The sequence below is a fragment of the Cupriavidus sp. C3SS-1 genome (assembly GCF_057073755.1).
The window spans coordinates 2,910,406-2,934,502 of record NZ_CP172699.1 but is presented as its reverse complement, the minus strand read 5'-3'; the positions used below and the strand labels follow the sequence as shown (position 1 = coordinate 2,934,502).

At 66.8% G+C, this 24,097-nt stretch carries 19 protein-coding genes; 18 read left to right on the top strand and 1 reads right to left on the bottom strand.

All coding sequences use genetic code 11. The features are described from left to right. Nucleotides 1–4 precede the first annotated feature (4 nt). From rsmH to lpxC, 16 genes are all read left to right on the top strand, one after another. Nucleotides 5–1,003: a 16S rRNA (cytosine(1402)-N(4))-methyltransferase RsmH gene (rsmH, locus tag ACIGJC_RS13625; protein WP_483709434.1), complete on the top strand. Its 999-nt coding sequence runs from the start codon at nucleotides 5–7 to the stop codon at nucleotides 1,001–1,003. Further along, nucleotides 1,000–1,329, top strand: a complete 330-nt coding sequence (ftsL, locus tag ACIGJC_RS13620) for a cell division protein FtsL (RefSeq protein ID WP_483709433.1) — start codon at nucleotides 1,000–1,002, stop codon at nucleotides 1,327–1,329. Before rsmH ends, ftsL begins: the two co-directional genes overlap by 4 nt. Then, a complete protein-coding gene (locus ACIGJC_RS13615; protein WP_483709432.1) occupies nucleotides 1,326–3,128 on the top strand; it encodes a peptidoglycan D,D-transpeptidase FtsI family protein in 1,803 nt (600 codons plus the stop codon). Before ftsL ends, ACIGJC_RS13615 begins: the two co-directional genes overlap by 4 nt. After that, nucleotides 3,125–4,687, top strand: coding sequence for a UDP-N-acetylmuramoyl-L-alanyl-D-glutamate--2,6-diaminopimelate ligase (locus ACIGJC_RS13610; RefSeq protein ID WP_483711545.1), 1,563 nt, complete (start codon nucleotides 3,125–3,127; stop codon nucleotides 4,685–4,687). The genes ACIGJC_RS13615 and ACIGJC_RS13610 overlap by 4 nt, the downstream gene beginning before the upstream one ends. Continuing rightward, nucleotides 4,684–6,084 (top strand): UDP-N-acetylmuramoyl-tripeptide--D-alanyl-D-alanine ligase, encoded by a 1,401-nt coding sequence (locus ACIGJC_RS13605; RefSeq protein WP_483709431.1) that lies wholly within the window; start codon nucleotides 4,684–4,686, stop codon nucleotides 6,082–6,084. The genes ACIGJC_RS13610 and ACIGJC_RS13605 overlap by 4 nt, the downstream gene beginning before the upstream one ends. A 13-nt stretch (nucleotides 6,085–6,097) precedes the next feature. Continuing rightward, a complete protein-coding gene (mraY, locus tag ACIGJC_RS13600; protein ID WP_483709429.1) occupies nucleotides 6,098–7,267 on the top strand; it encodes a phospho-N-acetylmuramoyl-pentapeptide-transferase in 1,170 nt (389 codons plus the stop codon). A 58-nt stretch (nucleotides 7,268–7,325) separates the two neighbouring features. Next, a complete protein-coding gene (murD, locus tag ACIGJC_RS13595) occupies nucleotides 7,326–8,834 on the top strand; it encodes a UDP-N-acetylmuramoyl-L-alanine--D-glutamate ligase (RefSeq protein WP_483709428.1) in 1,509 nt (502 codons plus the stop codon). After that, nucleotides 8,831–10,072, top strand: a complete 1,242-nt coding sequence (gene ftsW, locus ACIGJC_RS13590) for a putative lipid II flippase FtsW (RefSeq protein WP_483709427.1) — start codon at nucleotides 8,831–8,833, stop codon at nucleotides 10,070–10,072. Before murD ends, ftsW begins: the two co-directional genes overlap by 4 nt. Continuing rightward, on the top strand, nucleotides 10,069–11,139 hold the full coding sequence (gene murG, locus ACIGJC_RS13585; protein WP_483709425.1) for an undecaprenyldiphospho-muramoylpentapeptide beta-N-acetylglucosaminyltransferase: 1,071 nt from the start codon (nucleotides 10,069–10,071) through the stop codon (nucleotides 11,137–11,139). Before ftsW ends, murG begins: the two co-directional genes overlap by 4 nt. Nucleotides 11,140–11,161: 22 nt before the next feature. Beyond that, complete coding sequence (gene murC / locus ACIGJC_RS13580) at nucleotides 11,162–12,589, top strand: UDP-N-acetylmuramate--L-alanine ligase (RefSeq protein WP_483709424.1); 1,428 nt, start codon at nucleotides 11,162–11,164, stop codon at nucleotides 12,587–12,589. Further along, nucleotides 12,586–13,569 (top strand): D-alanine--D-alanine ligase, encoded by a 984-nt coding sequence (locus tag ACIGJC_RS13575; protein WP_483709423.1) that lies wholly within the window; start codon nucleotides 12,586–12,588, stop codon nucleotides 13,567–13,569. The genes murC and ACIGJC_RS13575 overlap by 4 nt, the downstream gene beginning before the upstream one ends. A gap of 33 nt (nucleotides 13,570–13,602) precedes the next feature. Beyond that, the gene (locus tag ACIGJC_RS13570; protein WP_483709422.1) at nucleotides 13,603–14,484 is read left to right on the top strand and encodes a cell division protein FtsQ/DivIB; all 882 of its coding nucleotides are present in this window, start codon (nucleotides 13,603–13,605) and stop codon (nucleotides 14,482–14,484) included. Further along, nucleotides 14,481–15,713: a cell division protein FtsA gene (ftsA, locus tag ACIGJC_RS13565; protein WP_483709421.1), complete on the top strand. Its 1,233-nt coding sequence runs from the start codon at nucleotides 14,481–14,483 to the stop codon at nucleotides 15,711–15,713. The genes ACIGJC_RS13570 and ftsA overlap by 4 nt, the downstream gene beginning before the upstream one ends. Before the next feature lie 174 nt (nucleotides 15,714–15,887). Further along, complete coding sequence (gene ftsZ / locus ACIGJC_RS13560; RefSeq protein ID WP_483709419.1) at nucleotides 15,888–17,081, top strand: cell division protein FtsZ; 1,194 nt, start codon at nucleotides 15,888–15,890, stop codon at nucleotides 17,079–17,081. Nucleotides 17,082–17,481: 400 nt separating this feature from the next. After that, nucleotides 17,482–17,988: a redoxin family protein gene (locus ACIGJC_RS13555; RefSeq protein WP_483709418.1), complete on the top strand. Its 507-nt coding sequence runs from the start codon at nucleotides 17,482–17,484 to the stop codon at nucleotides 17,986–17,988. A 153-nt stretch (nucleotides 17,989–18,141) separates the two neighbouring features. Continuing rightward, nucleotides 18,142–19,059: a UDP-3-O-acyl-N-acetylglucosamine deacetylase gene (lpxC, locus tag ACIGJC_RS13550; protein WP_483709416.1), complete on the top strand. Its 918-nt coding sequence runs from the start codon at nucleotides 18,142–18,144 to the stop codon at nucleotides 19,057–19,059. A 31-nt stretch (nucleotides 19,060–19,090) separates the two neighbouring features. On the opposite strand, the gene ACIGJC_RS13545 is transcribed toward lpxC, so the two are convergent. Then, nucleotides 19,091–19,624, bottom strand: coding sequence for a DciA family protein (locus ACIGJC_RS13545; protein WP_483709414.1), 534 nt, complete (start codon nucleotides 19,622–19,624; stop codon nucleotides 19,091–19,093). Between the two features lie 306 nt (nucleotides 19,625–19,930). On the opposite strand from ACIGJC_RS13545, the gene secA reads away from it, so the two are divergent. Both secA and argJ read left to right on the top strand, forming a co-directional pair. Beyond that, nucleotides 19,931–22,708, top strand: coding sequence for a preprotein translocase subunit SecA (secA, locus tag ACIGJC_RS13540; RefSeq protein WP_483709413.1), 2,778 nt, complete (start codon nucleotides 19,931–19,933; stop codon nucleotides 22,706–22,708). A gap of 145 nt (nucleotides 22,709–22,853) precedes the next feature. Further along, nucleotides 22,854–24,080, top strand: coding sequence for a bifunctional glutamate N-acetyltransferase/amino-acid acetyltransferase ArgJ (gene argJ, locus ACIGJC_RS13535; protein WP_483709412.1), 1,227 nt, complete (start codon nucleotides 22,854–22,856; stop codon nucleotides 24,078–24,080). The last annotated feature ends 17 nt before the right edge of the window (nucleotides 24,081–24,097 follow it).

Here is a 24,097-nt window from a genome sequence, read left to right as displayed (position 1 = left end):
GGTCATGAGTCCTACCGGATCGCCGGCAACCCCCGCCCTGCGCCATCGCACCGTGCTGCTGGACGAGGCCGTCGCGGCGCTGGTCTGGCGCCCGGACGGCGCCTACGTGGACGGCACCTTCGGCAGGGGAGGGCACAGCCGGGCGGTTCTGGCCCGGCTGGGGCCAGACGGGGCTCTCGTCGCATTCGACAAGGACCCAGCAGCAATCGCAGAAGCGGGCACCATCCAGGATGCCCGCTTCTCCATTGAGCACGAGAGCTTTGCAGCCATGGGCGAGCGCCTGGCCGGGCGTGGCCATGTGGCTGGCGTGCTCCTCGACCTGGGGATCAGCTCGCCCCAGATCGACGAGGCGGCGAGGGGGTTTTCCTTTCGTTTCGAGGGCCCGCTGGACATGCGCATGGACACCACGCGCGGCATCACTGCCGCCCAGTGGCTGGCGCAGGCGGAAGAGCACGACATTGCCAGGGTGATACGAGACTATGGGGAAGAACGGTTTGCTGTACAGATTGCAAAGGCGATTGTTGCTCGCCGGCGCGAACCCGGCGATGGCGGACCTCTCGCCACTACTGCCGACCTTGCCGCGCTCGTGGCGAAAGCCGTCAAAACACGCGAGAAGGGTCAGGACCCTGCGACCCGCACCTTTCAGGCTCTACGGATTCACATCAATCAAGAGCTTGAGGACCTCGAAAGAGGGCTGAAGGCCGCCTATGACCTGCTGCAGGTAGGGGGCCGCCTCGTGGTGATCAGCTTCCATTCGCTGGAGGACCGTATCGTCAAGCGGTTCATGGCGGCGCACGCCCGTCCCCAGCAGGATGCCGATCCGGCGCTGCGCCGCGCGCCGCTGCGCGCGGCCGATCTGCCGCAGCCGACGCTGCGCCTGCTAGGCCGCGTCAAGCCCGGCGCGCAGGAGGTTGCCGACAACCCGCGCGCGCGCTCGGCCGTGATGCGCGTGGCCGAGAAGCTGGCGCCGGCCGTACCGGGCCAGGGAGGTCGGCCGGCATGAATCGCCTGACCTTCTTCCTGCTCGCCGCGCTGATCTTCTGCGCGCTCTCGCTGGTGAGCGCGCAGCACCAGGCGCGCACGCTGTTTGTGGCGATGGAACGCGCACAGTCCGAGGAGAAGCAGCTCGACGTCGACTGGTCGCGGCTGCAATACCAGCAAAGCGCGCTGGGCAAGAGCGCGCGCATTGCGGAGGCCGCGCGTACCCAGCTGCACATGGCGCCGGTCATGGCGGGCCGGACCCAGTACCTCTCGGGTATCGTGCTGCCGCAGGCGGCGCCGGCACCCGCGGCGGCCGCATCGGCTCCCGCCGGGGAGGAACGTCCATGAACATGCCCCGCAACGGCGCCCCCTCGCGCAACCGCCCGAATAACTCCCGTCCGCGCACCGGCCAGTTCTCGGCCAGCCCCGTGCTGGGCCTGCGCCTGCCGATGTGGCGCTCCAAGTTCGTCGTGTTCCTGATGTTCGCGGCGTTCGTGGCGCTGGCCGTGCGCGCGCTGTGGATCCAGGGCCCGGGCAACCAGTTCTACGAAGCGGAAGGCAAGAAGCGCTTCCAGCGCACGCTCGAGCTGCCCGCCACGCGCGGCAAGATCCTGGACCGCAACGGCCTGGTGCTGGCCACCAGCCTGCCGGTCAAGGCGATCTGGGCGGTGCCCGAAGACGTGCCCAACCAGGTCGAAGCCGCCAAGATCCGCCAGCTCGCGAAGCTGCTCGACATGTCCGAGAAGGACCTGGGGCGCAAGCTGTCGGAAGACAAGAGCTTTGTCTACCTGAAGCGCCAGGTGCAGCCGGACGTGGCGGAGAAGATCGCCGCGCTCAAGATCGAAGGGATCCACCAGACGCGCGAATACAAGCGCTTCTACCCCGAAGGCGAGGCCATGGCGCACATCGTCGGCTTCACCAATGTCGAGGACCGCGGCCAGGAAGGCGTGGAGCTCGCGCGCGAGGCCGGCCTGGCCGGGCGCGCCGGCGCGCGCCAGGTGATCAAGGACCGCCTGGGCCGCGTGGTCGAGGACGTCGGCATCATCAAGACGCCGCGCGACGGCGCCGACATGCAGCTGTCGATCGACGCCAAGATCCAGTACCTGGCCTACAACGAACTGAAGGCGGTGGTCGAGCGCAGCAAGGCCAAGGCCGCCAGCGCGGTGGTGCTCGACGCCCAGACCGGCGAAGTGCTGGCGCTGGCCAACTGGCCGACCTACAACCCCAACGACCGCACCCGGCTGTCGGGCGAGCAGCTGCGCAACCGCGTGCTGACCGACACCTTCGAGCCGGGCTCGATGATGAAGCCGATTTCGATCGGCCTGGCCCTGCAGCTCAAGCGCGTGACCCCGTCGACGGTGATCATCACCACCGGCAAGTACAACTTCGAAGGCGCCACCATCAGCGATACCCACAACTACGGCGCGCTGACCGTGGGCGGCGTGATCCAGAAGTCGAGCAATATCGGCACGACCAAGATCGCGATGATGATGAAGCCCCAGGAAATGTGGGACATGTTCACCAGCGTGGGCCTGGGCCAGGCGCCGAAGATCGGCTTCCCGGGCGCCGTGGCGGGTCGCGTGCGGCCGTACAAGAGCTGGCGCCCGATCGAGCAGGCCACCATGTCCTACGGCTACGGCCTGTCGGTGTCGCTGTTCCAGATGGCACATGCCTACACGATCTTCGCCCATGACGGCGAGATCATTCCCGTGTCGATGTTCCGCACCAACGGTCCCGTCACCGGCGAGCGCATCCTGTCGCCGCAGGTTGCCCGCGACGTGCGCGGCATGCTCGAAACCGTGACAGCGCCGGGCGGCACCGCGCCGGAAGCGCAGGTGATGGGCTACCGCGTCGGCGGCAAGACCGGTACCGCGTACAAGCACGAAGGCCGCGGCTACAACCGCAGCAAGTACCGCGCCTCGTTCATCGGCCTGGCGCCGATGTCCAACCCGCGTGTGATCGTGGCCGTCAGCGTGGACGAGCCGACCGCCGGCAGCCACTACGGCGGCGCCGTGGCCGGCCCGGTCTTCGCCGCCATCACCGGCGGCACGCTGCGCGCCCTGAACGTCCAGCCCGATTCGCCGATCCGCCAGCTGGTGGTCAGCGACAAGGTGCAGGAAAGCGAACCGTGGAGCTCGACGCAATGACGGCCAAGCCGCTGCTCCCGCTCGAGATCGCCGCACAGGCCAGCGACGCGCTGGCCTGGCTGCGTACCAAGGTGCCGGCCAATGCGCAGCTGACCGGCGACACGCGCCGGCTGGCGCGCGGCGATGTCTTCTTCGCCTACGTGCTGGGCAATGAACGTCTGTCCACCGACGGCCGCCCGCATATCGCCCAGGCCATCGCCGCCGGCGCTGGCGCCATCGTTTTTGAGGCCGATGGCTACGACTGGACCTTCGGTGACACGGTCCCGCACCTGGCGCTGGAGAACCTGAATCAGCTGGCCGGTCCGATCGCCGCCGGCTGGCACGGCAATCCTGCGCGGGGGCTCGCGGTGACCGGCATGACGGGTACCAACGGCAAGACCTCTTGCAGCCAGTGGCTGGCGCGGGTGCTGCAGGCCACTGGTACGCCGTGCGCGACCATCGGCACGCTCGGCACCGGTTTCCCGGATGCGCTGCAGCCGACCGGCTTCACCACGCCCGACGCCGTGCAACTGCAGGCGAGCCTCGCCAGCCTGCACGATGCCGGCGCACGCGCGGTGGCGATGGAGGTCTCCTCGCACGGACTCGAGCAGGAGCGCGTGGCCGGCACGCATTTCTCGGTGGCGGTCCTGACCAACCTGACTCAGGATCACCTCGACTACCACGGCACCATGGCCGAGTACGAGGCCGCCAAGGCGCGCCTGTTCGGCTGGGACGGCCTGCGCACCGCCGTGATCAATCGTGATGACGGCATGGGCCGTCGGCTGCTGGCTTCCAACGGCGCGGCCATCCGCGCGCCGCACGTGATCGAGTACGGCATCGACGGGCCGGCGGGCGCGTCGGTCAGCGGCACGCGCGGTCGCTGGCTGCGTGCCACCGGTGTCCGTGCAACGGCAACCGGCACCGCTTTCCATATCGATGGCAGCTTCGGCAGCGCCGACGTGGCGACGCCGATGATCGGCGCGTTCAATGTCAGCAACCTGCTGGCGGTGCTGGGGGCGGCGCTGGCCAATGGCGTGGCATGGGATGCCGCGCTGGCCGCATTGCGCGCACTCGCGCCGGTGGACGGCCGCATGGAGTTGTTCGGCGCCCACGGCGGCCAGGACAGCCCGCTGGCCGTGGTCGACTACGCGCACACGCCCGACGCGCTTGAAAAGACGCTCGAAGCGTTGCGCCCGGTGGCCCAGGCGCGTAATGGGCGCCTGTGGTGCGTGTTCGGCTGCGGCGGCGACCGCGATCCGATCAAGCGTCCGCTGATGGGTGCGGTGGCGGAACGCCTCGCCGACGAGATCGTACTGACCAGCGACAACCCCCGCAGCGAGGAGCCGCAGGACATCCTCGACGCCATTGCCGACGGCATGGCCGACCGCGCGCGCGGGCGCCAGATCGAAGATCGCGCCGCCGCCATTCTTTATGCAATCAAGCACGCGGCCGGTGCCGACGTGGTGCTGGTGGCCGGCAAGGGCCATGAAGCCACGCAGGAGAGCCATGGCCGCAAGCGGCCGTTCTCGGACCGCGAGCACGTACGCCTGGCCCTCGCCGCGCGGGGGGTATCGGCATGAGCCATCCAGTAATGACCAGTTTGCAGGAAGCCGCCGGCTGGATTGCCGGCGCGCGTGTTTTGGGCGATGGCGCGCAGGGCTTTGCCCGCGTGCACACCGACAGCCGCACGGTCGAGCCGGGCGACCTGTTTGTCGCGCTCAAGGGCGAGCGCTTCGACGCGCATGATTTCATTGCCGACGTGGTCGCGCGCGGCGCTGTCGCCGTGCTGGTGAGCCGCGAGCTCGATGCCGGCGTGCCGGCGATCGTCGCACCCGACACGCGTATCGCGCTCGGCGAACTCGGCGCCGGGTGGCGCCGCCAGTTCACGCTGCCGGCGGTAGCGGTGACGGGCAGCAACGGCAAGACCACGGTCAAGGAAATGATCGCGGCCATCTTCGCCGCGGCCGTGGGCGAAGACCGGCGCCTGGCGACCGGCGGCAACCTGAACAACGACATCGGCCTGCCGCTGACGGTGCTGCGCCTGCGCGCGTCGCACCGTCTCGCCGTGCTCGAACTCGGCATGAACCATCCGGGCGAGACGGTCTACCTGGCCGGCATCGCCCAGCCGACCGTCGCCGTGGTCACGAACGCCCAGCGCGAGCACCAGGAATTCATGGTCAGCGTGGAAGCGGTGGCCCAAGAGCACGCCGCGGCGATTGCCGCGCTGCCCGCCGACGGCGTGGCCGTGTTTCCGCTCGACGACGAAAGCGGTGGCCAGCACGCCGCGGTGTGGCGTAACGCTGCCGGAGCGCGCCGCGTGCTGAGCTTCGGCACCACGCCCCAGGCGGACGTGCATGCCACCGTGGCGCTGGTCGACGGCGTGCAGGTGATGCAGGTCCGCGCGCCGGGCCATGCCTTCGAGGTTCGCCTCGGACTGCTCGGCACGCACAACGTGCGCAATGCACTGGCCGCAACGGCCTGTGCGCTGGCGGCCGGCGTTCAGGTCCCGGCGATCCGGGAAGGCCTGGCGGCGTTCCAGCCTGTCAAGGGCCGCCTGCAGGTCAAGCACACGCCGGGCGGTACCGTGGTCATCGACGACACCTACAACGCCAACCCCGATTCCATGCGCGCCGCCATCGACGTGCTGGCCGGGTTTGCCGCGCCGCGCCTGCTGGTGCTGGGCGACATGGGCGAAGTGGGCGATCAGGGACCGGCCTTCCACACCGAAATCGGCGCCTACGCGCACGCGCGCGGCATCGAGGCGCTGTGGGCGATCGGCGCACTGGCGCCGCACGCCGTGCAGGCATTCGGCGCGCAGGGCAGGCATTTCGGCCGGGCGGAGGATCTCGTCCGAGCGCTGGAGGAAGACGCAGGGGGCATGGTGGCCGGGGCTGGCGCCGTGCTGGTGAAGGGATCGCGCTTTATGCGCATGGAACGGATGGTGGATGCGCTGGTCGCAAACACTTCCGCAAACTAAGTAAGAAGACACGATGTTATTGGCTCTGGCCCAGTGGCTGCAAAACGATTACAGCTTCCTTCGGGTCGTCAACTACCTGACCTTCCGCGCGGTGATGGCCAACCTCACCGCGCTGGTGATCGGCCTGGCGGCCGGTCCGTGGGTCATTCGCAAGCTGACCGAACTGAAGGTCGGCCAGGCCGTGCGCACGATCGGCCCGCAGACCCACCTGGTCAAGTCCGGTACGCCGACCATGGGCGGCGTGCTGGTGCTCGTCTCCATCGCCATCTCGACGCTGCTGTGGTGCGACTGGGGCAACCGCTTTATCTGGGTGGTGATGCTGGTCACCTTCGGCTATGGCGCCATCGGCTGGGTCGACGACTACCGCAAGGTGGTCTATCGCGACCCGCGCGGCATGTCGAGCCGCGAGAAGTTCTTCTGGCAGACGCTGATCGGGCTGGTGGCCGCGGTCTACCTGGCTTTCTCTGTCTCGGAAAGCAGCAACGTTCGCGTCTGGGAACTGTTCCTGAACTGGGTCGAGGGCGGGCTGTCGCTGGACATGCCGTACAAGTCCAACCTGATCGTGCCCTTCTTCAAGGAAATCAGCTACCCGCTGGGCGTGGCCGGCTTCATCGTGCTGACGTACCTGGTGATCGTCGGGTCGAGCAATGCGGTCAACCTGACCGATGGCCTGGACGGCCTGGTGATCATGCCGGTCGTGCTGGTCGGCGGCGGCCTGGGCGTGTTTGCCTACGTGATGGGCAGTTCGGTCTACAGCAAGTACCTGCTATTCCCGCATATCCCGGGCGCGGGCGAACTGCTGATCTTCTGCTCGGCACTGGCCGGCGCGGGGCTGGCCTTCCTCTGGTTCAACGCACACCCGGCGCAGGTGTTCATGGGCGACGTCGGCGCGCTGGCGCTGGGCGGCGCGCTTGGCACGGTCGCCGTGATCGTGCGGCAGGAGATCGTGCTGTTCGTGATGGGCGGCATCTTCGTCGTGGAAACCGTGTCGGTGATGCTGCAGGTCACATGGTTCAAGATCACCAAGCGCCGCTATGGCGAAGGGCGAAGGCTGTTCCGCATGGCGCCGCTGCACCACCATTTCGAGCTGAGCGGCTGGAAGGAGACGCAGGTCACCGTGCGCTTCTGGATCATCACCATGCTGCTGGTGCTGATCGGGCTGTCGACGCTGAAGCTGCGCTGATGCGGGCGCGGGCTATTTAGACAACAGGATTACTGAACTCAAAAGGCGGGAATACGAAGTGTTTGGCGAGCTGCAAAAACCTCATGTGCTGGTACTGGGCCTCGGCGAATCGGGGCTGGCCATGGCGCGCTGGTGTGGCCTGAACGGCTGCGCGGTGCGCGTGGCCGACACGCGCGAGGCCCCCGCCAACCTTGTCTTCCTGCAGGCCGAGTTGACGACGGCCGAGTTCGTGGGCGGCGCATTTGCCGAAAGCCTGCTCGACGGCATCGGCATGGTGGCGATCAGCCCGGGCCTGTCGCCGCTCGAGGCCGACACCGGCGCACTCCTGGCTGCCGCGCGTGCGCGTGGCATTCCCGTGTGGGGCGAGATCGAACTGTTCGCGCGCGCGCTGGCGCACCTGCAGGCCGAGTCCGGCTACGCACCGAAGGTGCTGGCGATCACCGGCACCAACGGCAAGACCACCACCACGGCGCTGACCGGCGGGCTGGTCGAGCGGGCGGGCAAAAGCGTGGCGGTGGCGGGCAATATCAGCCCGTCGGCGCTCGACAAGCTGTCGGCCTGCATCGCCTCGGTCACGCTGCCGGACGTGTGGGTGCTGGAGCTGTCGAGCTTCCAGCTCGAAACCACGCACACGCTGGTGCCGCACGCGGCGACCGTGCTCAACGTCACGCAAGACCATCTGGACTGGCATGGCTCGATGGAAGCCTATGCCGCGTCCAAGGCGCGCATCTTCGGCCCGGCCGGCACGGCCTGCGTGCAGGTACTGAACCGCAATGACCGCCTGACCATGGACATGGCCCGTCCGGGCACGGCGCCGGTGACGTTCGGCACCGACCTGCCCGAGACGCCTGGCAGCTTTGGCGTGCTGCGCGAGGGCGGCATGCCCTGGCTGGTACTGGCCGAAACCGATACGGAAGCGGAGGCTGAGAACAAGCCACGCCGCCGCAAGGCCGCCGCCGAGCAGGAAGCCGTGCCGGTGCGCCACAAGCGGCTGATGCCGGCCGATGCACTGCATATCCGCGGCATGCACAACGCCACCAACGCCATGGCGGCGCTGGCGCTGTGCCGTGCCATCGACCTGCCGCTCAACGCGCTGCTGCACGGCCTGCGTGAATACCGCGGCGAGCCGCACCGCGTGGAGTGGGTCGCGACCATCGACGACATCGAGTATTTCGACGACAGCAAGGGCACCAACGTCGGCGCCACGGTGGCCGCGCTGTCGGGCCTGGACAAGCGCGTCGTGCTGATCGCCGGCGGCGAAGGCAAGGGCCAGGATTTCTCGCCGCTGGCCGCGCCGGTGGCGCAGTACGGGCGCGCGGTGGTCTTGATCGGCCGTGCTGCCGGTGAACTGCGCGATGCCCTGCAGGGCAGCGGCGCGTCGCTGGTGGACGCCGACACGCTGGAAGAAGCCGTCAACAAGGCTGCGGAGCTGGCAGAGAGCGGGGATGTCGTGCTGCTGTCGCCGGCGTGCGCGAGCCTGGACATGTTCCGCAACTACGTGCACCGCGCCGAAGTGTTCCGCGCCGCGGTGGAAGAACTGGCCCTGTCGCGGGGGATCATGCCATGAGTGACTCGCAGGTCAAGCGCAGCGGTTTTATCGGCGCCACCATCGGCAACGCCTGGGGTGGCCTGCGTGATGCGGTATCCGGCGTCAAGCCGACCCGCTCGCGCATGATGGAGTACGACCAGCCCCTGCTGTGGGTGGCGATCGTGCTGCTCGCGCTCGGCCTGGTGATGGTCTACTCGGCGTCGATCGCGCTGCCGGACTCGCCGCGCTACGCCAACTATCGCGAAAGCCACTTCCTGGTCCGGCACTTGTTCGCGCTGCTGATCGGGCTGTCGGTGGGACTCGCGGCGTTCCAGATTCCGGTCAAGGTGTGGGACCGCTACGCGCCCAAGCTCTTCATCATCGCGCTCCTGATGCTGGTGGTGGTGCTGGTGCCATTCGTCGGCAAGGGCGTGAACGGCGCGCGCCGCTGGATTCCGCTGGGGATCATGAATTTCCAGCCGTCGGAGCTGATGAAGCTCGCGGTGGTGCTGTACGCGGCCAACTACACCGTGCGCAAGCAGGAATGGATGCAGACCGTGGCCAAGGGCTTCCTGCCGATGGGCGTGGCCGTGGTGGTGGTCGGCATGCTGCTGCTGCTCGAGCCCGACATGGGCGCGTTTCTGGTGATTGCAGCGGTGGCCATGGGCATCCTGTTCCTGGGCGGCATCAACGGCAAGCTGTTCGCGGGGCTGGTCGGCGTGGCGGTCGGCGCGTTCGCGCTGCTGATCACGGCGTCGCCATGGCGGCGCGAACGGATCTTCGCGTACCTGAACCCGTGGGAAGAGAGCAACGCGCTCGGCAAGGCCTACCAGCTCACGCACTCGCTGATCGCCTTCGGGCGCGGGGAGTGGACCGGCGTCGGCCTCGGCGGCAGCATCGAGAAGCTGCACTACCTGCCCGAGGCGCACACCGACTTCATCCTCGCCGTGATCGGCGAGGAATTCGGCTTTGTGGGCGTGCTGGTCGTGATCATCCTGTTCTACTGGCTGGTGCGCCGCGCGTTCGGCATTGGCCGCACCGCGCTGCAGCTCGATCGCACCTTTGCCGGCCTGGTGGCCAAGGGCATCGGCGTGTGGATCGGCTGGCAGACCTTTATCAATATGGGCGTGAACCTGGGCCTGTTGCCGACCAAGGGGCTGACGCTGCCGCTGGTCAGCTATGGCGGCTCGGGCATCCTGATGAATTGCGTCGCGCTGGCGATCCTGCTGCGCATCGACTATGAAAACCGCGTGCTGATGCGTGGAGGGAAGGTATGACGCAGCAGCGCACCCTGCTCGTGATGGCCGGCGGCACCGGGGGACATGTATTCCCGGGGCTGGCGGTCGCGCACGCGCTGCGCGAGCAGGGGTGGAAGGTGGTCTGGCTGGGCAACCGCACGGGCATGGAAGCCACGCTGGTGCCGAAGCACGATATCCCGATGGAGTTCATCCAGTTCGGCGGGTTGCGTGGCAAGGGCCTGGTGACCAAGTTCCTGCTGCCGCTGAACCTGCTGCGCGCGTTCTGGCAAAGCCTCGGCGCGCTGCGTCGCGTGCGGCCGAGCGTGGTGCTGGGCATGGGCGGCTATATCACGTTCCCGGCGGGCATGATGGCCTCGCTGCTCGGGCGCCCGCTGGTGCTGCACGAGCAGAACTCCATCGCCGGCCTCGCCAACAAGGTGCTGGCCAAAGTAGCCGACCGCGTGCTGTGCGCGTTCCCGGACACGCTGCCCGACAGCGAGTGGACCGGCAATCCGGTGCGCGACGAAGTCGCTCATATGGCCGGGCCGGAGGCACGCTATGACCAGCGCACCGGTCCGCTCAACGTACTGGTGGTGGGCGGAAGCCTGGGCGCCGCGGCGCTCAACGACGTCGTGCCGAAGGCCATCGCCATGCTGCCTGAAGCGCAGCGTCCGGTGGTCACGCATCAGGCCGGTGCGAAGCAGATCGACACGCTGCGCGCGAACTATGCCGCCGCGCAGGTGTCTGCACAGACCGTGCCTTTTATCGACGACATGGCGAAGGCATATGCCGACGCCGACCTGGTGATCTGCCGCGCGGGCGCGATGACGGTTTCCGAAGTGGCGGCCGCCGGCGTGGCGGCGCTGTTCGTGCCGTTCCCGCATGCGGTGGACGATCACCAGACGACCAATGCGGAATTCCTGGCGAAGCAGGGCGCAGCCCTGCTCGTGCAGCAAAAAGAACTGACGGCGGACGGGCTGGCGCAAACCATCGCCAGCCTGAACCGGCCGCAACTGAAAGACATGGCGCGCCTGGCGCGCGGACTGGCCAAGCCTGAGGCAACCCGGCGCGTAGCCGAGGTATGCAGTCAGATGGCCAGGGACTGAAGCCCATACATGTAGTGACTCAATGAAGCATATCGTCAAGAACATCCACTTCGTAGGCATCGGCGGCGCCGGCATGAGCGGCATCGCGGAGGTCCTGCTGAACCTGGGCTACAAGGTCTCGGGTTCCGACCTGGGCAGCAATGCCGCCACGCGGCGCCTGGCCTCGCTCGGCGCCACGGTCATGCACGGACATGACGCGGCCCATATCGCCGGCGCCAATGCGGTGGTGGTTTCCACCGCCGTGAGCGGCGACAACCCCGAAGTGCTGGCCGCCCGCGCCAGGCGCATCCCGGTGGTGCCGCGCGCCGTGATGCTGGCCGAGCTGATGCGCCTGAAGCAGGGCGTGGCCATTGCCGGCACGCACGGCAAGACCACCACCACGAGCCTGGTGGCATCGGTGCTGGCCGAAGGCGGGCTGGACCCAACCTTCGTGATCGGTGGCCGCCTGAACTCCGCGGGCGCCAACGCGCGCCTGGGCACGGGCGACTTCATCGTGGCCGAGGCGGACGAATCCGACGCATCGTTCCTCAACCTGTTCCCGGTCATCGAGGTCATCACCAATATCGATGCCGACCACATGGACACCTACGGGCACGACTTTGCGCGGCTCAAGCAGGCGTTCATCGAATTCACGCAGCGCCTGCCGTTCTACGGCATCGCAGTGCTGTGCGTGGATGACCCGAATGTGCGCGAGATCCTGCCGTTCGTGTCCAAGCCCGTGGTGCGCTACGGTTTTGCCGAAGATGCGCAGATCCGCGCGGTCAACGCGCGCGCCGTCGACGGCCAGATGCATTTCACGGTGCTGCGCCAGCTCAACGGCCACGCCGAGCCGCCGCTGGACGTGGTGCTGAACCTGCCGGGCCTGCACAACGTGCAGAACGCGCTGGCCGCGATCGCCATCGCCACGGAACTCGAAGTGCCCGACGCCGCCATCGTCAAGGCGCTGCGCGAATTCCACGGCGTCGGCCGCCGCTTCCAGCGCTACGGCGAAGTGGCCACGGCGGACGGCACCGGCACGTTCACGCTGGTCGACGACTACGGCCACCACCCGGTGGAAATGGCCGCCACGCTCGCCGCCGCGCGTGGCGCGTTCCCGGACCGCCGCCTGGTGCTGGCGTTCCAGCCGCACCGGTTCACGCGTACGCGCGATTGCTTCGAGGATTTCGTCAAGGTGCTCGGCACCGTTGACGCGCTGCTGCTGGCCGAGGTCTATGCCGCCGGCGAAGCGCCGATTGTTGCGGCCGACGGCCGCGCGCTGACCCGTGCCCTGCGTGTGGCAGGCAAGGTCGAACCTGTATTCGTGGAGCAGATGGAAGAAATGCCGCAGGCCATCATGAGTGCCGCCCGGCCCGGCGATGTGGTCGTGACCATGGGGGCCGGCTCGATCGGCGCGGTGCCGGGACAAGTGGTCTCGCACCAGCAGCCGCTGCATGCGGGAGGTGCGGCATGAGCTTCGTCGCCAATCCCAAGATCGATCCGAAAGCGCTGGGCAAGGTCGGCGTGCTGTTCGGCGGCCGTTCCGCCGAGCGCGAGATTTCGCTGATGTCCGGCAGCGGCGTGCTGGCCGCGCTGCAATCGCGCGGCGTGGATGCGCATGGCTTTGATCCGGCCAAGCAGGGCGTCGCCGAACTGGCCGCGGCCGGCTTTGACCGCGTCTTTATCGCGCTGCACGGCCGCTACGGCGAAGACGGCACCATGCAAGGCCTGCTGGAACAGCTCGGCGTGCCGTACACCGGCAGCGGCGTGCTGGCTTCGGCGCTGGCCATGGACAAGGAAGCGACCAAGCGCCTGTGGATGACGCATGACCTGCCGACGCCGCGCTTTGCCATGCTGCACGCCGACACCGACTTCAATGCCGTGGTGGCCGACCTGGGGCTGCCGCTGATCGTCAAGCCGGCGCGCGAAGGGTCGTCGATCGGCCTGAGCAAGGTCACCGACGCGTCGCAGATGCGTGAGGCATTCGAGAAGGCGGCCGCGCTGGACAACGACGTTATCGCCGAGACCTTTGTCGACGGGGCCGAGCTGACTTGCCCGCTGGTGGGGGAGGGCGCCACGGCCGAAGCGCTGCCGGTGATTCGCATCGTCGCGCCGGATTCGAACTATGACTATCAAAATAAGTACTTTACTGACGATACCCAATATCTGTGTCCGTCAGGCCTGAGCGCTGAGGTCGAGCGCGAGGTGCAGCAACTGGCGGTGCAGGCCTACCGCGTGCTGGGCTGCCGTGGCTGGGCGCGCGCGGACGTGATGCTGCGCGCAGACGGCAAGCCTTTCCTGCTTGAAATGAATACCTCGCCGGGCATGACCGGCCATTCGCTGGTGCCGATGGCCGCGCGCGCGGCCGGCATCAGCTATGAGGATTTCGTCATGCAGGTGGTGGCCGCCGCAACGCTGGACCTGCATCCGAACGAACACTGGAAACCCGAATAACCCTGGCAATACCGTACCGGACGAACTCGCACCATGTGGCATAACGCTCGCCTGCTCAACCTGATCGCCTCCGCGCTCTACGCGCTGGTGGCGCTGATGGCGCTCGCGGCCGGTCTGCTGTGGCTGGCGCAGCGGCCCGTGTTCGCCATCACCCATGTCGAGGTGGCGCCGATGGACGGCGGCGCGCTGCGCCACGTCAACGCGCCCAGCGTGCGGTCGAATGCAGTGGGCAAGCTGACCGGCAACTTCTTCACGCTGGACCTGAACGCGGCGCGCCAGGTGTTTGAATCCGTGCCCTGGGTGCGGCGCGCGAGCGTGCGGCGCGAATGGCCCAACGGGCTGACCGTGGAAGTCGAGGAACACGAGGCACTGGGCACCTGGGGCCCCGCCGACAGCGGCAGGCTGGTCAACACCTATGGCGAAGTGTTCGTCGCCAACACGGCCGAGGCCGAGGAAGACGCCCAGCTGCTGGCGCTCGACGGTCCACCCGACAGCGAAGGCGACGTGATCGAGAAGCTCGAGGTCATGCGCGAATGGTTCAAGCCGCTCAAGGCGGAGCCCATGGCGGTGGCGCTGTCCGGCCGCTATGCCTGGCGCACGAAGCTGTCGAACGGCATGGTCGTGGAGCTGGGCCGCGAGCAGAACGACGAAGAGCGCGCCGCGATGGAGCAGCGCGTGAAGCGTTTCGTCGCCGCGTGGCCCCAGGTCACCGAGCAGTGGGGCAAGCAGATCGACTACGCGGACCTGCGCTACCCGAACGGGTTCTCGATCCGCACAGCCAGCGCCCGGTTCCTGACCGACGCGCAGGCCGCGGCCGCGGCGAAGGCCAGGGCAGCAGGTACGGGAACCCCGGAAACAGGTACTTCCAACAACAATCCGACGCGACTGAAGAGCAAGGCGGAGAAAACCCGATGAGCAAGGAATACAAGGACCTGTTGGTCGGTCTCGATATCGGCACCTCGAAGGTGGCGGCCGTGGTGGCGGAACTGCGCCCAGACGGCAGCTATGAGGTGATCGGGATGGGCCAGTCGGAGTCCAAGGGTCTGAAGAAAGGGGTCGTGGTCAATATCGAGGCCACCGTGCAATCGATCCAGAAGGCGCTCGAAGAGGCCGAGCTGATGGCCGACTGCAAGATTGCCGAAGTGTTCACCGGCATCGCCGGCAGCCATATCCGCAGCTTCAACTCCAGCGGCATGGTGGCTATCAAGGACAAGGAGGTGACGCAGACCGACGTGGCGCGCGTGATCGAGACCGCCAAGGCGGTCAATATCCCGACCGACCAGCAGATCCTGCACATCCTGACGCAGGAATTCATCATCGACGGCCAGGAAGACGTGCGCGAGCCGATCGGTATGAGCGGTATCCGCCTGGAAGTGAAGGTGCATATCGTCACCGGCGCGGTCAGCGCGGCGCAGAACATCGTCAAGTGCGTGCGCCGCTGCGGCCTGGAAGTGCATGACCTGATCCTGCAGCCGCTGGCTTCGAGCCTGGCGGTGCTGACCGAGGACGAGAAGGAACTGGGCGTGGTGCTGGTCGACATCGGCGGCGGCACCACCGATATCGCTATCTTCAGCGAGGGCGCGATCCGGCATACGGCCGTGATTCCCATCGCCGGCGACCAGATCACCAACGACATCGCCATGGCGCTGCGCACGCCGACGCCGGATGCCGAGGACATCAAGATGCAGTACGGCATTGCCAAGCAGGCGATTGCCGATCCGGAAGACATGATCGAAGTGCCCGGCGTGGGCGACCGCGGCACGCGCACGCTGTCGCGCCAGGCGCTGGCGGCCGTGATCGAACCGCGCATCGAGGAACTGTTTTCGCTGGTGCACCAGGTGGTGCGTGAATCGGGCTACGAAGAGCTGCTGTCGTCGGGCGTGGTGATCACCGGCGGCACGGCGATGATGCCTGGCATGGTGGAGCTTGGCGAGGACATCTTCCTGAAGCCGGTGCGCGTGGGCGTGCCGGAGTACCGCGGCAATCTGCACGAGGTCGTGAAGAGCCCGCGCTATGCCACGGTGATGGGCCTGCTGCTCGAAGGGCGCGTGCAACGCATGCGCGGACGAAAGGTGGCGGTGCAGAGCGGATCGGTCAAGCAGGTATGGGGCCGCATGAAGGAATGGTTTGTCGGCAACTTCTGACGCGAAGCTTGTCTGATGGAAAGGAAAGTCGCGCTGTCTTGACGATCGTGTCTACCACGGCAGAGATGGCGCGTTGATGGGAACAATTTCATTTAATCGGTTTCTTGTTCAGGAACCAGGGGTTGCGGCGGGGAGGCTGCAAAGTCTGGGGACTGATTTTTCTCGGAGGCAGTGATGGACTTTGACATGATCGAAACGGAAGTGATGGACGGCACCATCATCAAAGTGGTGGGCGTGGGCGGCGCGGGCGGCAATGCCGTGCAGCACATGATCAGCCGCGGCGTGCAGGGTGTTGAATTCATCTGCATGAACACCGACGCGCAGGCGCTGAAGCGTTCGACCGCTTCGCGCGTGCTGCAACTGGGCAATTCCGGCCTGGGCGCTGGTGCCAAGCCGGAAGTCGGTCGTAACTGCGCCGAGCAGGCCCGCGAGCAGATCGCGGACGCACTGCGCGGCGCCCACATGGTCTTCATCACTGCCGGCATGGGCGGCGGCACCGGTACCGGCGCCGCGCCGATCGTGGCGCAGGTGGCCAAGGAAATGGGCATCCTGACCGTGGGCGTGGTCAGCAAGCCGTTCGACTTCGAAGGCGCGCGCCGCGCCAAGGTGGCCGAACACGGTTCGAGCGAGCTGGAAAGCTCGGTGGATTCGCTGATCGTGGTGCTCAACGAGAAGCTCTTCGAAGTCATGGGCGATGATGCCGAGATGGACAAGTGCTTCCAGTGCGCGGACGACGTGCTGCACAACGCCGTGGCCGGTATTGCCGAGATCATCAACGTGGACGGCCTGGTGAACGTCGACTTCGAAGACGTGAAGACGGTGATGGGCGAGCAGGGCAAGGCCATGATGGGCACGGCGACCGTGTCGGGCGTGGATCGCGCCCGCCTGGCAGCCGAGCAGGCCGTGGCCAGCCCGCTGCTGGAAGGCGTGGACCTGTCCGGTGCGCGCGGCGTGCTGGTCAACATCACCGCCAGCCGTTCGCTCAAGCTGTCGGAAACCAAGGAAGTCATGAACACCATCCGCAGCTACGCCGCGGAAGACGCGACCGTGATCTTCGGTACGGTGTATGACGACGCCATGGGCGATGCCCTGCGCGTGACCGTGGTGGCGACGGGCCTGGGCCGCTCGGCCAAGAAGCAGCAGCCGATGACGTTGCTCAAGACCGGCACCGACAACATCCCGGTGCAGATGATGGCCGGCATGGCTGCCGCCGCCGTGCAGCACAGCTCGCCGGACTACAGCGGCCTGGATACGCCGGCCGTGTGGCGCAGCTCGCGTGAATCGGCGTCGGCCCACGTGGCCGCGCTGCAGGAGAAGGGTGTCGATACGTACGACATCCCGGCCTTCCTGCGCAAGCAGGCAGACTGAGCCGGGACGGCCGGATCCAGCATCGCAGGGCCGGTCCCTGACGGCTTGCGCGTCCTTGTCGCGAAGCACGAGCGCTCCCTATCCGCGCGTGCCTTGCATGGACCGTGCAAACCGCCCGGGCTGCCGGTGATGCCGCGTCCGCGCTGAACCGCCTCCGTTCACATCCTGTCGCCGGGACGGGCGGCCGCTGGCCGCCTCCCCGGACTGGTTCCCGCCCTCCCGGTCGGGATGTGCCGTCGTCCGCGCGGCGCGCTGCAAGGCGCGTCGCGCGGACTTTTTTGTAGCAAGCTGTATCGAAATGCCACCGGATGTCATCAGTCTTGGACGAGCGCGCCCGGGAGCCTATGATGCCGGCAGGCTTTCCCCGCTTTCCCCCTTCTTTGACAGGTTGCCAATCACCATGATCGCTGTCGGACAACGCGTCCCGGACGCCACGCTGCAAGAATTCTTCGATACCCAGAGCGAAGGCTGCTCGCTGGGTCCCAACGCGTTCCGCGTATCGGACCTGGTCAAGGGCCGCAAGATCGTGGTCTTTGCCTTGCCGGGGGCATTCACGCCGACCTGCTCGGCCAAGCACGTGCCTGGCTATGTCGCCGAGTCGCAGTCGCTGCGCGACGCGGGCGTGGACGAGGTCTGGTGCGTGTCGGTCAATGACGCCTTCGTGATGGGCGCCTGGGGCCGCGAGCAGCACACCGAAGGCAAGGTGCGCATGATGGCCGACGGAAGCGCAGAATGGACGCGTGCGCTGGGCCTGGACCAGGACCTCACGGCGCGCGGCATGGGCGTGCGCTCCAAGCGGTACGCGATGGTGCTCGATGATGGCGTGGTGACCCACCTGCAAGTCGAAGCGCCAGGCGAATTCAAGGTCAGCAGCGCGGAATCCATGCTGGAGACGTTGCGCGCCTGACACAAATCCTCAACTTGGTGTGCGGTATATGCAACTTCCTGTGCATGGATTAACACACCGAAACAAAGAGGCTTAGCGGGATTTCCCTAGCAGTGGTAAAATCACTTAATCGACTAAGAAAACCTGATAGGTTTTAATAATATTGAGGCCGCCATGCTCAAACAGCGCACTATCAAGTCCCTGGTGAAGACGGTCGGTATCGGTCTGCACTCGGGTCGCAAAGTGACGCTGACCCTGCGGCCGGCCCTGGCTGGCACCGGTATCGTATTCACCCGCGTGGACCTGCCCGAAGCCGTGGAGATTCCCGTGGCCGCAAGCGCGATCGGCGACACGCGCCTGGCGTCGGTGCTGCAGAAGGATGGCGCGCGCGTTTCCACGGTCGAGCATTTGATGTCCGCTTGCGCCGGCCTCGGCATAGACAACCTTTATGTCGACGTCGACGCCGAGGAAATTCCGATCATGGACGGCAGCGCGGCATCGTTCGTGTTCCTGCTGCAATCGGCCGGCATCGAAGAGCAGAACGCCGCCAAGCGTTTCATCAAGGTGAAGAAGGCCGTGGAAGTGCGCGACGGCGACAAGCTGGCGCGCCTGGAACCGTTCTTCGGCTTCAAGCTGTCGTTCACGATCGACTTCCGCCATCCGGCGGTCGACAAGACCGGCCAGAACTTCGCGATCGACTTTGCCGATACCAGCTACGTGCGCGAGATCGCCCGTGCCCGCACCTTCGGCTTTGCGCATGAGGTCGAGGCGCTGCGCGAAATGGGCCTGGCCCGTGGCGGCAGCCTGGACAACGCGATCGTGCTGGACGAGCACCGCATGCTCAACAACGAAGAGCTGCGCTACGGCGACGAGTTCGTGCGCCACAAGATCCTGGACGCGATCGGTGACCTGTACGTTGTCGGCCATCCGCTGATCGCTTCCTATGTCGCGCACAAGTCGGGCCACGGCCTGAACAACCAGTTGCTGCGCGCGCTGCTGGCGGACCAGGAAGCCTATGAACTGGTCACGTTCGACCGTGTCGAGGACGCGCCCGCCGCGTTCCTGCCGCAGGTCCAGCCCGCGTTTGCCTGATCGCGGCACGCGTGGAAACAAAAAAACCGGCCTAGGCCGGTTTTTTGTTTCCGTGATCCTGCCGATGGTGCGACAGCAGGGTCTTCAACGCATCCTGCAGCGGCGACGGCGGCAAGCTGCGCGCCAGATCGTCCAGGCTGGCAAGCCCGACCGCCGACATCTGTCCATTGGTCCGCGGCCGCACCACGGGGCCGGTGTCCCAGTCGCTGTGGCGCGTTGCCTCGGGTTGTACCCGTACCCGGATTGCCGTCACCTGCGAGCCCCGCTCCTGCAGGCGGGTCAGCAATGTCGGCACGACCTGGCGCACCCGCGCGGCGGCCGCGCCGTGCGCGGCGAGCAACAGCAGGACCTGTTCCTGTTGCGGTCCGCGGCCATCGCGCTTGACTCCGGCGACGGCAATGCCGTTGCGCATGGTCGGCGGCAGCAGCGACAGCACCTGCGCTTCCAGCGACGCGAGCTCCCGAGCGGTCTGCATCAGCGCGGAAACCGGGCCGGCCTTGGCCAGCCAGTCGTTCAGGGGCTTGGCCGCCGGTGTCTGCAGGGCGTGGTGGGTGAACAGGCGCATGCGTGCATTCTAGCAAGCCGGCCCCTGGCGCGCCCCGGATTGCCGGCCCATGTGGAGGGCCGGCCACGCCCACGGAAGCGCACTTCCGGCGGCCCCCGATTGAACCTTGCCGGTCCGTCCCGATCTGCAGATAAATCAACGTCCCGCCGGGACCGGCGCGGCTTTGGCAAGATGGCACTTCCCGTCCCGGCCGCGACCCCGGCACATGATAAACTCGGCGTTTCGCGCCAATCTATCCATGCCTGGCACGGCTGGGGCCGCCCGTACGCGGGTCGCCGGACCGGTCCGCGCAGGTGAAAGCACTCGATGATCACGGGCCTTCTCAAGAAAGTCTTCGGCAGCCGCAACGAGCGGCTGATCAAACAATACCGCCGCACGGTGGAGCAGATCAACGCGCTGGAGCCCAAGTTCGAGCAGCTCTCCGACGACGACCTGCGCGGCATGACGGAGACCTTCCGGCAGCGCCACGCCGGCGGCGAATCGCTCGAGGCGCTGCTGCCAGAGGCGTTTGCCGTGTGCCGCGAAGCCAGCAAGCGCGTCATGAAGATGCGCCACTTCGACGTGCAGATGATCGGCGGCATGGTCCTCAATGACAACAAGATCGCCGAAATGCGCACCGGCGAGGGCAAGACGCTGACCGCGACGCTGGCCGTGTACCTCAATGCCATCACCGGCAAGGGCGTGCACGTGGTGACCGTCAACGACTACCTGGCCCAGCGCGACGCCGAGTGGATGGGCCGCCTGTACAACTTCCTGGGCCTGTCGGTGGGCGTGAACCTGTCGCAGATGGCGCACGACCAGAAGCAGGCCGCGTACAACGCGGACATCACCTACGGCACCAACAACGAGTTCGGCTTCGACTACCTGCGCGACAACATGGTCTATGACCCGTCGCAGCGCGTGCAGCGTCCGCTCAACTACGCGATCGTCGACGAGGTGGACTCGATCCTGATCGACGAGGCCCGCACGCCGCTGATCATCTCGGGCCAGGCCGAGAACCAGACCGACCTCTACCAGCGCATGAACGGCATCCCCAGGCTGCTCGAGCGCCAGATCGGCGAGGAAAAGGCCGACGGCACGGGCGTGGAGAAGCCGGGCGACTACTTCGTGGACGAGAAGGGCCACCAGGTCTACCTGACCGAGGCCGGCCACGAGAAGGCGGAAGAGATCCTGGCGCAGCAGGGCCTGATCGGCGAGGGCGAATCGCTCTACGCACCGCAGAACATCACGCTGATGCACCACCTGTACGCCGCCCTGCGCGCGCACAGCCTGTTCCACCGCGACCAGCATTACGTGGTGCAGAACGACGAAGTCGTCATCGTCGACGAATTCACCGGCCGCCTGATGACCGGGCGCCGCTGGTCCGACGGCCTGCACCAGGCCGTGGAAGCCAAGGAAGGCGTGTCCGTCCAGCAGGAAAACCAGACGCTGGCGACCATCACCTTCCAGAACTACTTCCGCATGTACACCAAGCTGGCCGGCATGACCGGCACGGCGGATACGGAAGCTTACGAATTCCAGGAAATCTATGGCCTGGAAGTGGTGGTGATCCCGACCAATCGCCAGGCCCAGCGCAAGGACCTGCAGGACCAGATCTACAAGACCTCGACGGAGCGCTACGCCGCCGTCGTGCGCGATATCCGCGACTGCTTCGAGCGCGGCCAGCCGGTGCTGGTCGGCACGACCTCGATCGAGACCTCCGAATACCTGTCGGACCTGCTCAACAAGGAAAAGCTGCCGCACCAGGTGCTCAACGCCAAGCAGCACGAGCGCGAGGCCGAGATCGTGGCCCAGGCCGGCCGCCCGAAGATGATCACCATCGCCACCAACATGGCTGGCCGCGGTACCGACATCGTGCTGGGCGGCAATGTGGAAAAGCAGGCCGGGTTCATCGAGGTGGACGCGAACCTGTCCGACGCCGACAAGGCTGCACGCATCCAGCAGCTGAAAGACGAATGGCAGTCGCTGCACGAACAGGTCAAGTCCGCGGGCGGCCTGCATATCGTCGGCACCGAGCGCCATGAATCGCGCCGTATCGACAACCAGCTGCGCGGCCGTGCCGGCCGCCAGGGCGACCCGGGTTCGTCGCGCTTCTACCTGTCGCTGGACGACCAGTTGCTGCGCATCTTCGCGGGCGACCGCGTGCGCGCCATCATGGAACGCCTGAAGATGCCCGAGGGCGAGCCGATCGAAGCCGGCATCGTCACGCGCTCGATCGAATCGGCGCAGCGCAAGGTGGAAGGCCGCAACTTCGACATCCGCAAGCAGCTGCTGCAGTACGACGACGTCGCCAACGACCAGCGCAAGGAAATCTACAAGCTGCGCAACGACGTGCTGGAAGCCAATGACGTCGGCGAAATGGTCAAGAACCTGCGCGAAAGCGTGCTGATCGAGCTGTTCCGCGAGCACGTGCCGGCCGAGACCATGGAAGAACAGTGGGACATCGCCGGTCTCGAAGCGCGCCTGCGCGACGACTGGGGCCTGGAGCTGCCGCTGGCACAGACCATCGAAGGCGCCCAGAGCATCGAGGACGAACAACTCCTCGACATGATCCTGAAGGCCGCCGAAGAGCGCTACGAAGGCAAGGTCGCCATCGTGGGCCGCGAATCGTTTGCCGGTTTCGAGCGCTCGGTCATGCTGCAGAGCATCGACACGCACTGGCGCGAGCACCTGGCCGCGCTGGACCACCTGCGCCAGGGCATCCACCTGCGCGGCTATGCGCAGAAAGACCCGAAGCAGGAGTACAAGCGCGAGTCGTTCGAACTGTTCGCGCGCCTGCTCGACGTGATCAAGAACGAAGTCACGCGCGTGACCTTCAACGTGCAGATCCAGTCGCCGGAAGAGCTGGAACAGGCTTCGGAGCAGATCGAGGAAGGCCTGTCGCACCTGGAGAACGTGCAGTACAAGCACGACGAGTTCGCCGAGGGCCGCGAGCCCGTGGAAGACGCGCCGTCGCCGCGCACCGGCGCCGCCGTGGCTGCCGCCGAAATGGCGGCGGCGGGGATGGCCAAGGTGGGCCGCAACGATCCTTGCCCGTGCGGTTCGGGCAAGAAGTTCAAGCAGTGCCACGGCAAGCTGAGCTGAGCCTGGCGCCAGCCGGACCATGCACGACAGCCCTTGCCGCCACGGCGGAAGGGGCGAAGAGGTAACGACATGCCCGCGCCAAGCGGGCATGTTCGTCTGACGACTGAACAGACAGACCAAGCAGGACTACAGGACAGGAACCGATATGCCCGTGAATCTTCCGCTGCCGCAGGCAGAAAACCTGAAACCCGTTGCCGGCGTCGAACTCGGCTGGGCCGAGGCCGGCATCCGCAAGGCCAATCGCAAGGACGTGCTGGTGGTGCGCGTGGCGGAAGGCAGCACCGTGGCCGGCGTGTTCACGCGCAACCGCTTCTGTGCGGCACCCGTGCAGGTATGCCGCGAGCACCTGGCCGGCGGCAAGGGCATACGCGCACTGGTGATCAACACCGGCAATGCCAATGCCGGCACCGGCGAGACCGGCCTGGCCAACGCCCGCGCCACCTGCGACGCGTTGGCCGGCCAGCTTGGCATCGCCGCGCAGCAGGTGCTGCCGTTCTCGACCGGCGTGATTCTCGAGCAGTTGCCGATGGACCGCCTGCTGGCCGGCCTGGCGCCTGCCGTGGCCAACGCGAAGGCCGACAACTGGCTGGCCGCCGCCGAATCGATCATGACCACCGACACGCAGCCCAAGGCGGCATCGCGCACGGTGCAGATCGACGGCAAGACGGTCACGCTCTCCGGTATCAGCAAGGGCGCCGGCATGATCCGCCCGAATATGGCGACCATGCTCGGCTTTATCGCCACCGACGCGGGCGTGGCCCAGCCGGTGCTGCAGGCGCTGGTGTCGCATGCGGCCGACCACTCGTTCAACAGCATCACGATCGACGGCGACACCTCGACCAACGATTCCTTCGTGCTGATCGCCACGGGCAAGTCGGGCGCCGCCATCGAGCGCGCCGAAGGCGCGGCCTTCGAGGCGCTGCGCGACGCTGTCACCAGCCTGGCGCAGGAACTCGCGCAGATGATCGTTCGCGACGGCGAGGGCGCCACCAAGCTCATGACCATCCGCGTGGAAGGCGGCAAGGACGTGGCCGAGTGCCGCCAGATCGCCTATGCCGTGGCCCACTCGCCGCTGGTCAAGACGGCGTTCTTTGCGTCGGACCCCAACCTTGGCCGTATCCTGGCTGCCGTCGGTTATGCCGGCGTGGACGATCTCGATGTCGACCGCGTCAACCTGTGGCTCGACGACGTCTGGGTGGCCCGCGACGGCGGCCGCAACCCCGACTACCGCGAAGAGGATGGCCAGCGCGTGATGAAGCAGGCCGAGATCACCGTGCGCATCGCGCTGGGCCGCGGCAACGCCGAAGCCACGGTGTGGACCTGCGACCTCTCGCACGACTACGTGTCGATCAACGCCGACTATCGTTCCTGATCATCGCCCCCTGTTCA